The organism is Citrobacter sp. ABFQG, from assembly GCF_004322975.1.
GTDB classification, from domain to species: domain Bacteria; phylum Pseudomonadota; class Gammaproteobacteria; order Enterobacterales; family Enterobacteriaceae; genus Citrobacter; species Citrobacter freundii.
Map to the genome: position 1 here is coordinate 2,503,051 of NZ_CP036435.1, position 13,076 is coordinate 2,516,126.

At 50.6% G+C, this 13,076-nt stretch carries 15 protein-coding genes, 1 tRNA gene and 1 riboswitch; of the genes, 4 read left to right on the plus strand and 12 right to left on the minus strand.

The window, feature by feature from the left end; all coding sequences use genetic code 11:
• Positions 1–22: 22 nt before the first annotated feature.
• Positions 23–685, minus strand: coding sequence for a DUF2057 family protein (locus tag WN16_RS12080; protein WP_003836835.1), 663 nt, complete (start codon positions 683–685; stop codon positions 23–25).
• A 172-nt stretch (positions 686–857) separates the two neighbouring features.
• Here WN16_RS12080 and WN16_RS12085 point away from each other — a divergent pair, with 172 nt between their 5' ends.
• On the plus strand, positions 858–1,271 hold the full coding sequence (locus tag WN16_RS12085) for a CoA-binding protein (protein ID WP_003035903.1): 414 nt from the start codon (positions 858–860) through the stop codon (positions 1,269–1,271).
• Positions 1,272–1,332: 61 nt separating this feature from the next.
• Here the strand turns inward: WN16_RS12085 and hspQ are convergent, their stop codons facing one another.
• Together hspQ and rlmI are read right to left on the minus strand one after the other, a co-directional pair.
• Complete coding sequence (gene hspQ, locus WN16_RS12090; RefSeq protein ID WP_003035905.1) at positions 1,333–1,650, minus strand: heat shock protein HspQ; 318 nt, start codon at positions 1,648–1,650, stop codon at positions 1,333–1,335.
• A 57-nt stretch (positions 1,651–1,707) separates the two neighbouring features.
• Positions 1,708–2,898: a 23S rRNA (cytosine(1962)-C(5))-methyltransferase RlmI gene (gene rlmI, locus WN16_RS12095; RefSeq protein WP_032936284.1), complete on the minus strand. Its 1,191-nt coding sequence runs from the start codon at positions 2,896–2,898 to the stop codon at positions 1,708–1,710.
• Between the two features lie 94 nt (positions 2,899–2,992).
• Here rlmI and yccX point away from each other — a divergent pair, with 94 nt between their 5' ends.
• Entirely contained in the window at positions 2,993–3,274 is a 282-nt protein-coding gene (gene yccX, locus WN16_RS12100) for an acylphosphatase (protein ID WP_003836833.1), read from the plus strand.
• On the opposite strand, the gene tusE is transcribed toward yccX, so the two are convergent.
• Both tusE and yccA read right to left on the minus strand, forming a co-directional pair.
• The gene (gene tusE / locus WN16_RS12105; RefSeq protein ID WP_003035914.1) at positions 3,271–3,600 is read right to left on the minus strand and encodes a sulfurtransferase TusE; all 330 of its coding nucleotides are present in this window, start codon (positions 3,598–3,600) and stop codon (positions 3,271–3,273) included. The genes yccX and tusE overlap by 4 nt on opposite strands.
• An 88-nt stretch (positions 3,601–3,688) precedes the next feature.
• The gene (gene yccA / locus WN16_RS12110) at positions 3,689–4,348 is read right to left on the minus strand and encodes an FtsH protease modulator YccA (protein ID WP_003035917.1); all 660 of its coding nucleotides are present in this window, start codon (positions 4,346–4,348) and stop codon (positions 3,689–3,691) included.
• A gap of 270 nt (positions 4,349–4,618) precedes the next feature.
• Between yccA and WN16_RS12115 the strand changes: the two genes are divergently transcribed.
• Together WN16_RS12115 and WN16_RS12120 are read left to right on the plus strand one after the other, a co-directional pair.
• Entirely contained in the window at positions 4,619–6,247 is a 1,629-nt protein-coding gene (locus tag WN16_RS12115; protein WP_032936281.1) for an ABC transporter substrate-binding protein, read from the plus strand.
• Positions 6,248–6,389: 142 nt separating this feature from the next.
• Positions 6,390–6,477, plus strand: a tRNA-Ser gene (locus tag WN16_RS12120).
• 153 nt (positions 6,478–6,630) lie between these two features.
• On the opposite strand, the gene WN16_RS12125 is transcribed toward WN16_RS12120, so the two are convergent.
• The 7 genes from WN16_RS12125 to WN16_RS12155 form a co-directional block, all read right to left on the minus strand.
• Positions 6,631–7,434, minus strand: coding sequence for a cytochrome c1 (locus tag WN16_RS12125; protein WP_044700752.1), 804 nt, complete (start codon positions 7,432–7,434; stop codon positions 6,631–6,633).
• A 2-nt stretch (positions 7,435–7,436) separates the two neighbouring features.
• Entirely contained in the window at positions 7,437–8,597 is a 1,161-nt protein-coding gene (locus WN16_RS12130; protein ID WP_044700750.1) for a cytochrome b N-terminal domain-containing protein, read from the minus strand.
• 1 nt (position 8,598) lies between these two features.
• The gene (petA, locus tag WN16_RS12135; RefSeq protein ID WP_044700748.1) at positions 8,599–9,150 is read right to left on the minus strand and encodes a ubiquinol-cytochrome c reductase iron-sulfur subunit; all 552 of its coding nucleotides are present in this window, start codon (positions 9,148–9,150) and stop codon (positions 8,599–8,601) included.
• 27 nt (positions 9,151–9,177) lie between these two features.
• On the minus strand, positions 9,178–9,618 hold the full coding sequence (locus tag WN16_RS12140) for a pseudoazurin (RefSeq protein ID WP_044700746.1): 441 nt from the start codon (positions 9,616–9,618) through the stop codon (positions 9,178–9,180).
• Positions 9,619–9,628: 10 nt separating this feature from the next.
• Positions 9,629–10,444, minus strand: a complete 816-nt coding sequence (locus tag WN16_RS12145; protein ID WP_044700745.1) for an ABC transporter ATP-binding protein — start codon at positions 10,442–10,444, stop codon at positions 9,629–9,631.
• Positions 10,441–11,508 carry an iron ABC transporter permease gene (locus tag WN16_RS12150; protein ID WP_003836829.1) on the minus strand — a complete coding sequence of 356 codons (1,068 nt, stop codon included), beginning with the start codon at positions 11,506–11,508 and terminating at the stop codon, positions 10,441–10,443. The genes WN16_RS12145 and WN16_RS12150 overlap by 4 nt, the downstream gene beginning before the upstream one ends.
• Positions 11,509–11,574: 66 nt before the next feature.
• Entirely contained in the window at positions 11,575–12,627 is a 1,053-nt protein-coding gene (locus tag WN16_RS12155; protein WP_003035934.1) for an ABC transporter substrate-binding protein, read from the minus strand.
• A gap of 220 nt (positions 12,628–12,847) precedes the next feature.
• Positions 12,848–13,072: riboswitch (cobalamin riboswitch) on the minus strand.
• Between the last annotated feature and the right edge of the window lie 4 nt (positions 13,073–13,076).

A 13,076-nucleotide genomic window follows, 5' to 3' on the forward strand; every position in this document is an offset into this window, starting at 1 on the left:
AATGCGTATACGAACATAAATGTCACGATGGGGGCTGTTTCTCAGCCCATTGTAAGAAGTTACTTCGCGTTTGTGCGTCAGCCTGTTGAAACCAATATTTTAAGCGCTGCTCAGTCAGCGTTTGTGACTGAGGCGGCACGCGGTCCAGTTCAGATACCCCGGAAAGCAGCGAACTGTCATCGGCCATCATCGTGGCAAATTGCGGTAAAGACGCATGCTTAGCCGCTTTGTTATAGCGCTCTGTTTCCATTTCATAATCTACGATTTTTGCGGTGGATGTGATTGACAGAATATCCAGCTTAACCGGTATAGGCATGGAATCCCCATCCAGCAGTTCTACGCGTGGGGCATCATCAAAATGCGTTGCATCTCGCTCGTTGCTCAGACGTGGCAGGTGAAAATTAACCTGACTGACGAGTTGGGTATCAAAGCTGATGACCAGCGGGGGCGAAATATACAGACGTTCTTCGTGGCTGGACAGGCGAATGGTTTTTTCTACGCGAAACACGAGCTGGTGCCGACCATTTTCCAGCTCAATACTTTCGGCACCACGCAGTAATGAGCTGGAGACTTTTTTTCCGTCCAGCACCAGAAGGTCAATATCATTAGACAGACGTAGAGAGGTAGCAAAAACGGTTACCGGCAAACACAGGGCAATTAAGGCTGTCACAATGCCGGCTTTCATAGGTTTCTCCTGTCCAGAAAAAATCTGTATAAGATGTATCTAAATTTTTCGATAATCATGTTTACTAACATATAGACATATTTTTGAGTTTAGCTCTCATGCGCCAGTATGGGATGAATGGTCGCAAAGTCAGGTTTGTCGTACACTTTGCTAAACAGCCTGGAGGAAAACGATGAAAGAGACCGATATTGCTGGCATTTTGACAACGACCCGCACGATTGCACTGGTGGGTGCAAGCGATAAACCCGATCGCCCAAGCTATCGGGTTATGAAATATTTACTCGATCAGGGCTATCACGTTATTCCTGTTTCACCGAAAGTTGCCGGAAAAACACTGCTGGGGCAGCAGGGCTATGCGACGCTGGCAGATGTACCAGAGAAAGTGGATATGGTAGATGTCTTCCGTAATTCCGAAGCGGCGTGGGGTGTTGCTCAGGAGGCAATTGCCATCGGCGCGAAGACCCTATGGATGCAGCTCGGCGTGATTAACGAGCAGGCAGCCGTACTGGCTCGTGATGCAGGGTTGACGGTGGTGATGGATCGTTGCCCGGCGATTGAGATCCCGCGGCTGGGACTGGCGAAGTAAGGTGGATCTGTAGCCGAACAAAACGCACAGACCCGATTAGCTAATCGGGTCTGTGTTTGCATCAATTGCGCAGGCGCGGGGCCTGAAGCTGTTTTCGAATTGTTCGCGCCAGTTCATCCATCGACGGTTGCTCCGGATGTTCTTCCTGTAGCTCGCTACTCAGTTGTGCTTCGGCCAGATACGTATGTACTGGCAGACCATTATCGTCTTCCATCACCACGTGATACCAGGGAGCGGCGCGAAGTTCGTCGTTAACCGCCAACTCATCGGCTGACGGTTGATCAAGCGAATATTCCGGGTCGATATCCACGACCACTCCGAGGTAACCTAACAGGGAATGGCGGACCTGCTGGCCGATACCGAATTTGCTGGCAATCATAGTCACCTCCCGGGAAATAGATACCCTCTATGTAAGGGTAATATTCCACTTTTCAAGTTACATGATGCGACAGGCAAACCCTTTCAGATACAGCCCTTCCGGGTAGGTAGCGATCACCGGGTGATCGGCGGCCTGACGGAACTGCTCTATAAATTGTACATCACGACCAGCATCTATTGCGGCATCAGCGATGATTTTCTGAAATAAATCGGTGGTCATAAGCCCAGAGCAGGAGAAAGTCAGCAGTACGCCGCCCGGATTGAGCAACTGAATAGCCAGCATATTGATGTCCTTATAGCCGCGGCAGGCGCCCATCAACTGGCTTTTGTTTTCGACAAATTTCGGCGGATCCATCACGATGACGTCGAATTTCTCACCACGATCGCGATAAGCTCGCAGAAGTTTGAACACATCATCACGCACGAACTCAGCTTTGCTCAGATCCAGCTTGTTCAGTTCCACGTTCTGGCGGGCAATATCGAGCGCTTCCTGAGAGGTGTCAACGCTGACGACCTGACGGCATCCACCCATTAATGCTGAAACCGCAAATCCACCGGTATAAGAGAAACAGTTCAGCACACGCTGATTTTCCACATAACGACGCGTGGCCAGGCGGCTATCGCGTTGATCGAGGTAGTAGCCGGTTTTGTGACCATGCTGAATATCAACCAGCAGCTTCATGCCGTGCTCTTCAATTGGCAGCAGTGCTGGCGGAAGCTCGCCCGTTACTGGCCCTTGAGTCAGCTCCATACCTTCTTTTTTACGCACGGCCACATCGCTACGGTCATAAATGGCGCAGTCCGGGAAAACAATTTGCAGAGCGCTAATCAGCGCGGCGCGTTGGTATTCAGCCCCCGCACTGAGCAACTGCAACACCAGGAAGTTGCCGAAGCGGTCAATGGTGACACCCGGCAGACCATCGGATTCGCCGGCGATCAGACGGTAGCTGTCCAGACCGTCTTTTTTCGCCAGCCAGTCACGCCATGTCTGCGCCTGCTGCAGACGACGGGTGAAGAAATCAATATCGATGGACTCAGACTTGTCAAATGTCCAGACGCGTGCACGGATCTGCGACGCGGGTGAGTACGCGCCGCGTGCTAACCATTTACCCTGATGGTCAACAATATCGATGGTTTCACCGAGGTTGGCTTTACCTTCCATACGTGCGACAGCACCGGAAAATACCCACGGATGGCGGCGCAGTAATGATTTTTCGCGCCCTTTGGCTAACACTAAACGTACACTCATAATTTACTATTCTGTCAATTCAAAGAAATGGGCGCCATTGTCCTGAGTTTTGCGCATATTTGCAACGCGCGCTGTGATGATAAGGAGAACCGCAATGTCGAAAGTCTGCATAATCGCCTGGGTCTATGGCCGGGTTCAGGGGGTAGGATTTCGCTACACCACCCAGCATGAAGCACAACGGCTGGGATTGACCGGATACGCGAAGAATATGGATGACGGCAGCGTAGAGGTTGTCGCCTGCGGTGAAGGTGACCGGGTGGAACAACTGATGAAGTGGTTGAAAGCCGGGGGGCCGCGAAGCGCCAGGGTAGACAGAGTTCTCAGCGAACCCCATCGTCCTGGCGACGAGCTAAAGGGATTTAGTATCCGTTATTAAATACATTTCACCGGTTTCGGCAGGCCGGCAATTTTAGTCGCCTGCTTGGCCGGACCTTTCGGGAACAGGCGGTAGAGATAACGGCTGTTGCCTTTCTCTTCGCCAAACTTGTTGGCCATCGCCTTTACCAGCATGCGGATAGCGGGGGAGGTATTAAATTCCAGATAAAAATCGCGGACAAAACGCACCACTTCCCAGTGTTCTGCGGAGAGCGTAATGCCTTCGTTTTCGGCGATTTTCTCGGCCAGCGGCTCGCTCCACAGCGTGGTATCTTTCAGATAGCCTTCGCTATCGGTACTGATTTCTTTACCTTCAAAGATCAACATAATTTGTCACTACGTAAGTCAAACAGGCGGCAGTTTACCAAAAAAGAAAGCCCCGCATAAGCGGGGCTGGATAGTGCGAGTTGACAACTTAGTCGCGGCTGGCGAAGCCCAGAATGCTCAGCAGGCTGACGAAGATGTTGTACAGCGAAACATACAGGCTGACCGTTGCACGGATGTAGTTGGTTTCACCGCCACGGATGATATTGCTGGTTTCAAACAGGATAGCGCCTGAAGAAATCAGAATAAACACCGCGCTGATGGCCAGATGCAGAGCTGGCAGTTGCAGGAAGATATTCGCAACCATACCAATCAGCACCACCACGATACCTGCCATCAGCATACCGCCGAGGAAGGACATGTCTTTACGGGTGGTCAGCACATAGGCAGAACAGCTGAAGAAGACCAGAGCAGTGCCGCCCAGCGCCATACCGATAACATCACCCATGCCTGCAGACAGGTAGGTGTTCAGAATCGGTCCCAGAATGTAGCCCAGGAAGCCGGTGAATGCGAAAGCAGACAGAATTCCGACCGGCTTATCCGCAGTTTTATATGTCAGGAACATCAGACCATACATTCCCACCAGCGTCAGGATTAGACCCGGGGATGGCAGCATCAGCACGGTGCTTGCCGTTGCGGTGATGGCAGAAAACGCCAGCGTCAGGCTGAGCAGAAAATAGGTATTGCGCAGCACTTTATGCGTGCTGAGTAGCGATGTACGGTCGCGCGAAGAACTAATAATACGATCCATGAGTCACTCTCTTATGACAGATGTAATTAATGATGGAGGATAATGAAATCAAGGGGAATGACACAGCGGTTTTACCCATCTTTACGCATTTTAACCCGCCAGACTTAAGCATATTATTTCAGCAAAAGTGTCTAAATTAGATGTTACCACTTATTGTTTGAAAATGTCAGATCGACATCTTATAGGTCACTGAAAAATATTGCGTTATTCCTGAATCTCTCTGACAGTGAAAGCGGTGTCTACATAAAACAGAACAATAAGGTGCAGGGAATGACTCAACACAAATCGAAGGTATTTACGTTTACGCTGTTGGCCGCCTGTATGATATCAATAAACGGCGCGGCATGGGCAGCTCATGTTCCCGCAGGAACAGCATTGGCTGAAAAGCAGGAACTGGTGAGAAATAACGGCAGTGAGCCGGCATCGCTGGATCCGCATAAAGTCGAAAGCAACGTTGAGTTTAATTTAATCAGCGATATGTTCGACGGTCTGGTTGCTGTCAAGCAGGATGGGTCTATCGAGCCCCGCCTTGCGGCATCCTGGGAGAATAAAGACAATACTATCTGGACCTTTCATTTACGTCCGGGCATTACCTGGTCTGATGGCTCTGCGATTACCGCACAGGATGTTGTCTGGAGTTGGCAGCGTCTGGTCTCGCCGCAAACGGCTTCACCTTATGCTTCGTATCTGGGCAATATGCATGTTGCGAACGCGGTTGATATTGCCCAAGGGAATAAAGATCCCGCTACACTAGGGGTCAAAGCCCTGGATGATACCACGCTGGAAATTACCCTGACGCAACCGACGGCGGCGTTTCTGGCGATGCTGGCGCATCCATCGCTGGTGCCGCTGGATAAAGTTCTGATTGGGCGTTTTGGCGACAAGTGGACCCGACCAGAACATTTTGTCAGCAGTGGGCCGTACAAACTATCGCAATGGGTGGTCAATGAGCGCATCGTTGCCGAGCGTAACCCACATTACTGGGACGATCGGCATACGGTTATTAATAAAGTTACTTATTTGCCCATCAGCTCAGAGTCGGCTGACGTAAACCGCTATAAGGCCGGTGAAATCGACATTGTTTATAGCGTACCGGTCAATCAGTTCGCCCAACTGAAAAAAACGATGGGCGATGAACTGCATGTCTCTCCCCAGCTTTCAACGTATTACTATCAGTTCAATACAACCCGCGCGCCGTTTAATGATCCGCGCGTGCGCCGGGCGCTGAATATGGCGTTGGATAAAGACATCATTGCGCAAAAGGTGATGGGGCAGGGACAGCGAGCAGCGTGGGTTATCAGCCAGCCGGAAATAGGTGGGGTGAAACTGCATGCACCGGAGTATGCGTCATGGCCGCTCGAAAAACGTATTGCTGAAGCCAAAAAACTGCTTGCTGAAGCCGGTTTTGGTCCTGAGCATCCGCTTAGCTTGAATTTGCTCTACAACACCTTCGAAACGCACCAGCGTATTGCGATTGCCGCATCGTCGATGTGGAAGAAAAACCTTGGCGTCGAGGCGAAGCTGCAAAACCAGGAATGGAAAACCATGCTGGACACTATGCACACCGGTAATTTTGACGTCGTGCGCTATGCGTGGATAGCCGATTATGATGATGCTTCAAGTTTCCTCAATATTTTCCGTACCGGTGATAGCGAGAATACTACCAAGTACAGCAACCCCGCCTTTGATGAAGCGATGCGTAATGCGGCGAAAGCAAATTCACTGGAAGAACGAGGCAAATACTATCAGCAGGCTGAAGATCTTTTAGGTGATGATGTCCCTGCGATTCCGGTTTACCACTATGTCCGCACGCATCTGGTGAAGCCGTGGGTGGGGGGATTTGCACCGGATAACCGGGGAAATTACTACACCAAAGATATGTACATCAAAAAACATTAAGCGTTGTAGCCGATATTTGTGCTGATTAAATGGTCAATCTGTTGTTATTTCAGTCGATTAACAGCATTTTGGCTGTTTTTCAGGCAAACGAACACATTGGTGCTTTACAGGTCCGTTCGGGATGTTTATAGTGCGCCTCATTGGAAGCGTGGCCGAGCGGTTGAAGGCACCGGTCTTGAAAACCGGCGACCCGAAAGGGTTCTAGAGTTCGAATCTCTACGCTTCCGCCAAACATGAACCCCAAGCTATCAAATAGCTTGGGGTTTTTTCATTTTGCTTGATTTATATTTTTCCTTCCTTTACTTGTCTTAGTCGCGCGAGGGCAACAGCGCAGCTGACCGGTTGAATGCTGGTGAACTGAGTAATCCCCCGCCTCGCAAGACCTACATGAGCGAACGTCTCTTCATTCGTCGTAATATCCATAGCAGCCCCAGCATAATAGCCAGATAGCCCATAACGTAATTCCCTTGCTGTTTTCGTTCAGAGAGCGCCGGATCGGCTGCCCATGCCAGAAAGGCGGTAACATCCCTGGCGTATTGCTCCTCAGTTTCAGCTTTCTGTGACGCCGGACTCCATTGGATCTCTCCGCTATTCAGCGGTTTCGGCATGTTAATCACGCCGCCCGGAAAATAGCGGTTAGCCTTCAGTTCGGGATCGTCAGGCAGATAGCCGGTGAGTAGCGCGTAGACGTAATCAGCTCCCTGGTCCGTGTAGGGCAGAAAAGCATCTAACAGGAATTGCGGAAATCCACGATCGTATGAGCGGGCGCGGACGATATAGCTCAGGTCAACAGGTTCTGCGCCATTATTAAGGTATCGAGCTTCCCGCTCGTTTAAATATGGCGATATAAAGCTATCATTTAGCGTCCCGTCCCGCTCACCCATCTGGCCGTCATCCTGAATCTCAGGAAACTGATAGCCGTTAGCGATACTTCTTGCTTCTTCTTCCGTGAGTTCCGGGCCGCCGGGTCTGGTCAAGGTTCGAAAGGTAAGGTGCTTCATGCCGTGACAAGCGCGACACTTCTCTTCATAAACCTGCAGACCACGCCGAAGCTGCTCTTTATCATACTGGCCATTGATGCCGCTGAAACTCCATTCCTGTCGTTCAGGCGTGGCTTCTTGCGCATAGGTGGAGCCCAGTCCCAATAGAGAAAAACACAGAACACTGAATTTCAATAGTCGTTTCATTATCAGTCCTGTTTTTCCAGAAAACGACGGCAAGGTAATACGATTAAAAACCAGGCAAACCAAATCAGCGTCGAAAGCTGGGACGCGGCACGTATCCAACCTTCTTCGTTACGAAAACCGTCAAGAAGGTCGGGGCCAACCAGCGCTTTCGATCCTAACCAGCCTAAAAAGCAGGCATTGATGACCCACAGCCAGAATCCGCATTTGACCAGCTTGCTGTAATGGCGAAAACGAGCCCGGGAGGTATCAAGCCAGGGAAGAAAATAGAAAATCAGTATCGAACCGCACATCGCGGCTAGTCCCACGAATTCATTCGGGAAACAGCGCAAGATGGAGAAGAAGGGAAGGAAATACCATTCTGGCGCAACAATCGCCGGTGTAATCGTTGGGTCTGCGGGAATAAAGTTATCGGCGCTGCTCAGATAGTGCGGAGCAAAGAATAAAAACCAGGCGAAGAGCATCAAAAAAAGGGTGATTTTGATGGCATCGAGATCGGTAATTTTGTAATCGAACAACAGGTTCCTGGACTCTTTCTCGCTGAACTTCTTTTTCATCGCCTGGGCAAACGCTGACTGTACGGTTCGAATATGAAAAACCGTTGCCACGACAATCACAAAAGGAAGAATAAAGTGGATAACAAAAAAGCGGCCAAGCATCGGTGTTCCCGGCGTATGGCTACCGACTAAATATGCGTATAACGTATCACCCACTAGCGGAATGGCCTGGGCAAAGCGAGTAATGACCGTTGCCGCCCAGTAGCTTTTTTGCCCCCAAATAAGACTATAACCAAGAAATGCGGTTATCATCAGGAGGATATACAGCGTGACGCTAATTAACCACATTGTTGTCCAGGGCTTGCGGTACACGTTGTAGTACATACCGCGAAAAATATGCAGATAACAGGCAAAGAAAAAGAGCGATGCGCCAATAGCATGCATATTACGTATCAGTTCTCCGTGGCGAACCGCACGCATAATATGAATAATGGAGTCAAATGCCAACCCGGCTGTCGGCACGTAAAACATCGCCAGTACGATACCTGTCAGGATCTGCACGCCGAGCATAACCAGCAGGATTGCGCCGATAGCGAACAGCCAGAGTCCGGCAATCGAACGAGGAAAAGGAATTCGCCAGCGAAGCGAATAGACGCGCTCACTCATCATGTCAGGCTTCCTTAGTGCCGATACGCACGATCTGACCATCAGAATGAAAGGCGTAATCCGGGATTGCCAGGTTGGCCGTTGCGGGGCCGCGCGTCACGCGCCCGGAGGTATCAAATTCCGAGCCGTGGCACGGACAAATCCAGCCCAGCCCTCCCGGCTGGGCGTTGGGGACACATCCGGCATGTGGACAGTACCCTTGAACCACCAGCCATTGGGGATGAACCGCAGAGACCCTCTCGCTGTCAGACTGTGGATCAATAAGCGTATGCCAGTTGGTATTTCTGGCGGCGACAATCTCTTCCTGCGTGCGGTGGTGAATAAGAATCAGCTTTCCCTGCCATATGCGCCTGATGGTTTGTCCAGCAGCAACACCCGCAAGAGAAACATCAATCGGTTCATTTTCCCCTAGCGTTTTCTCATCCGGGCTTAAGGCCGAAACCAGCGGCCACACGGCAGCCGCGACGCCAGCCGCGCCGACGAATTTCGTCAGTTTACACAGGCATTCCCGACGCTGTTCCTGGATTTCGCCATCTGCAAGTTTTTTATCTGCCACCTTGTATTTCTCCCAGAGTAATGCGGATTATTGTTTGTCGATACGCGCGTAAATTTCCTGAAAGCGCTTATCAGCAATACCTGGCGCTTTGAATGCCCGATAGCTATCCGGTAACGTGGTATCGCCAACCTTAATCATCATCACCATGCCCTGAGCGTAATGCGGTGAACATTTGATGCCGTAAAATCCAGGATTGTCATAAGTCACCTCGATCTCTTCATCTATTTTTCCCATGAAACCGGGATAGTCAGCCGGAGACAATTCAGCAATTGAAGCCGCGTTGTGGCTCTTATGCTTACGGATAAACTTCACCGTATCACCGGGTTGGATCTCCAGATAATCCGGCACGTAGACCATCGGCCCCGCAGACCCACGATTCTTCATCAACACTTCGTGAGTTTGCGCGAAGGCTGAAGAGGCGAGGGCGAGTAAACACAAAACTTTCAGACTCTGTTTGAGGTATTTCATCGATTCTTCCTTAAAATTCATCAGGTCTTTGATAACGAATAAAACAGTTTTCACTACCCGCTTCATGTTCGACAACGGCGTCGATACCAAACCAGGCATGGAGATTATCGCGGGTAAAAACGGTGCAAGGTTTACCCTGCATTGCCATATGTCCGGAGGTCATTACGATGATGCGATCGCAGAACATTGCGGCATGATTAAGGTCGTGCAGAGCAGCAATCACCGTGAGCTTTTCACGTTTAACCAGACTCAGCAGGCCAATCTGATGTTGAATGTCGAGATGGTTGGTGGGTTCGTCCATCAGCAACAATTGCGGCTGCTGCGCCAGCGCCCGTGCAATATGCAGGCGCTGTTTTTCTCCCCCGGAAAAGGTATGCCAGCAGCGGTGCTGTAATTCACTGAGATCGACCTTCTCCAGCATCGTTTGTACGATATCGTCATCTTTGGCAGACCAGGGGGTGAGCAGGCTAAGCCAGGGGGTCCGTCCCAGAGAAACGGCTTGTAAAGCGGTAAGCCGCTCGCTGGTTTCAGCCTGTTGTTCGACCAGCGCCACATGTTGCGCAAGATGACGCCGCGAATAGTGCTGGAGCGCTTTTTGCCGCAGAGTGATGTGCCCGGAAGTCGGCTTCAGCAAACCGGCCAGCAGTGAAATCAGTGACGTTTTGCCCGAGCCGTTGGGACCGATGATACCGACAAACTCGCCGGGAGTTACGCGGAGAGAAATATCATCAACAATCGTCTTACCCTTTACCTTCCAACGCAGATTGCAGGCTTCAATAACGGCTTGCGCAGAGGTAACAAGTGGCTGTACGAGGTTTACCGTCATTTGTTCTGGTTTCCTCTTATCAGAATGATTGAAAACGCAGGCGCGCCGACCAAAGCCGTGATTACCCCAATGGGCAGTACCTGGCCGGGTAGTAACGTGCGAGAAATAACATCGGCGACAATGAGGAAAATGGCGCCGGTAAGCGCACTAACCGGCAGCAGTCGATGATGCTGGTTGCCGACCAGCAAACGAGCGGCATGAGGGATCACCAGACCGACAAAGCCGATCGCACCAACAATGGAGACCATAATCGCTGTCATACCGGTGACAGCAGCAATTAGTACTGCGCGAGTACGTTTGACTGGAATGCCCAACGATGCCGCGGATTCAGCGCCAAAGGAGAACGCATCAAGGTGGCGGGCATAACAGAAGCACAGCGCAATACCGACCAGAGCGGTAGGAATAGCTAAGACAACATCGGGCCAGCGTACACCGCTCAAATTGCCTAACAACCAGAACATAATTCCGCGTGCTTGCTCGGCGTTTGCTGAGCGGGTGATGATAAGCGACGTAATCGCATTGAACAGTTGCGAACTGGCGATCCCGGCAAGAATGATTTGGGTTGTAATCCCGCCGCCTTGTTTACCGCCAGCGGCCATCGCCAATAGCGCAACGAACAGAAATGCCGTCAGCGCACCAATGAACGCCCCTAAAGACATACTGATGATGCCAGCCCCCAGTCCCGTGAGCGCAATCAGCACCGCACCGGTAGATGCTCCGGCAGAAATCCCCAGTAGATAAGGTTCGGCGAGCGCATTGCGCAGCAACGACTGCAACACTACGCCGGAAACAGCCAGACAGGCGCCGCAGCTTGCTGAGACCAGTGCTCGGGTCAGGCGGTAGTTCCAGACGATCCCCGCATCCAGTGCATCGACAGGATAGTGGGTATCGAAAAGATGATTTGCCAACGTGCTGAGTACGTGCCGCCAGGGGATAAACGTTTCGCCGATGGAAATCCCCGCCAGCAGTACGCAACACATCAGCGCACTGACCCAAACGGCATGACCACCGACTCTCACCGCAAGCTGACCAACAGCGCGACGCATCCTGCGAGAATCACTCATGATTATCTGCGTTCCTGAGTAACGGAGATGCGCTATACCGTGCCGTGATATAGCGCAAAATGTAGATTAATGAGCAGCCTGCGGATGCGCTAAGCCATATTCAACCAGAGCGTCAGCCAGTTTTTCCACCCCATCAATAGTTCTGATCCCGGCATTCATTGTCTGTACGTCAATGGCCGGCAGATGGTTTTCTTTGACGGCAGGAATCAGTTTGGTGACAGGATCGGACTGGAGGTATTCCATCTTGATCTTCCAGTCATCTGCCGGGAAGCGTCGGCGGCTCATCTCACCGAGCACAATGACAGAAGGGTTAGCTTTAGCGATGGTTTCCCAGCCCACCGTTGGCCACTCTTCAGCAGAATCAATGACATTTTTCACACCCAGCGTTTGGGCTATCCATGCTGCTGGGCCAAACTTCCCGGCAACGTAAGGATCGAGCTGTAAATCGGCGCTTGAGAACCAGAACACGGCAGAAACATTCTTATCCATGCCGGTAATTTTATTTTTTGCTGCTGATTCACGCGCTTTAAGGCTGGCAATCAGCGCTTCGCCTTTATCCTGAACATCAAAAATTTTTGCCAGATCGGCGACTTCCTGATACACCATAGCAATATCAAACATGCCCTTACGAACACCATCACCCCCATCTTCGTTATCCTTAGCACAGTCAGCTGGCGCGGTGTAAACGGGCACCTTCAGTTCACTAAACTGTTCGTATGAGGCAACTGTGCCAGCAGGGCCGATTTGCCATTCAAACTGGCTGGCGACCAGATCTGGTTTTTTAGCCACAATTCCTTCAAAGCTGGGAATATTTTGCGCAATGACGGCAACTTTTTCATTTGCTGCTTTGTAAGCATCCAGTACCGGGCCAAACCACAACGAAGTACCCACGACGCGATCGGCCAGCCCCAGTGAATAGAGAATCTCGGTACTGTTCTGACCCACGGTTGCCACGCGCGTTGGTGCCTGATTAAAGGTAATATCGCGTCCACAGTTTTTAATCGTCAGAGGATATTCGGTTTTTGCCGCGTTAGAAAAACCGGAAGTCAACAGTACAGTGGTTCCAACAATAGCCAGAAGCGTTTTTTTAGAAGAGAAAAATGTAGAATTAGCGTGCATTATCATCGTCCCGTTGATGCCAGAATCTTAAAGTCTGGTCATGGCTCATTTCATTCCATATATCGGGAGGAGACATGAAGATAGATGACATTAAATCGTGAATTTTAAGAATGAAGATATGCAACAAATGCAAATAAGCCTTACTTAGCCAAAATCTTATTCATAAATACACTACTGCTTACGTCAAATAATTCATCCCATGGACCATCCCGTCCACTTAATGGTATACATCGTTGACAGCAGGTCTCCTGACTCACGGTAATCAGAATATCGGCCTTCCCATAAAGACGAGCTTTACAGTGACCTGTGGCTTATTAACCACACAAGGATATTCTGCATCCGCCTACAGTTGCGGGGGCAGTTATGGAATTGAATTGAATAATTCTCACCATATTCCTATTCATATACAAAAATGTAATGAAATGCTGTCAAAAGCGACTCTAACGGCA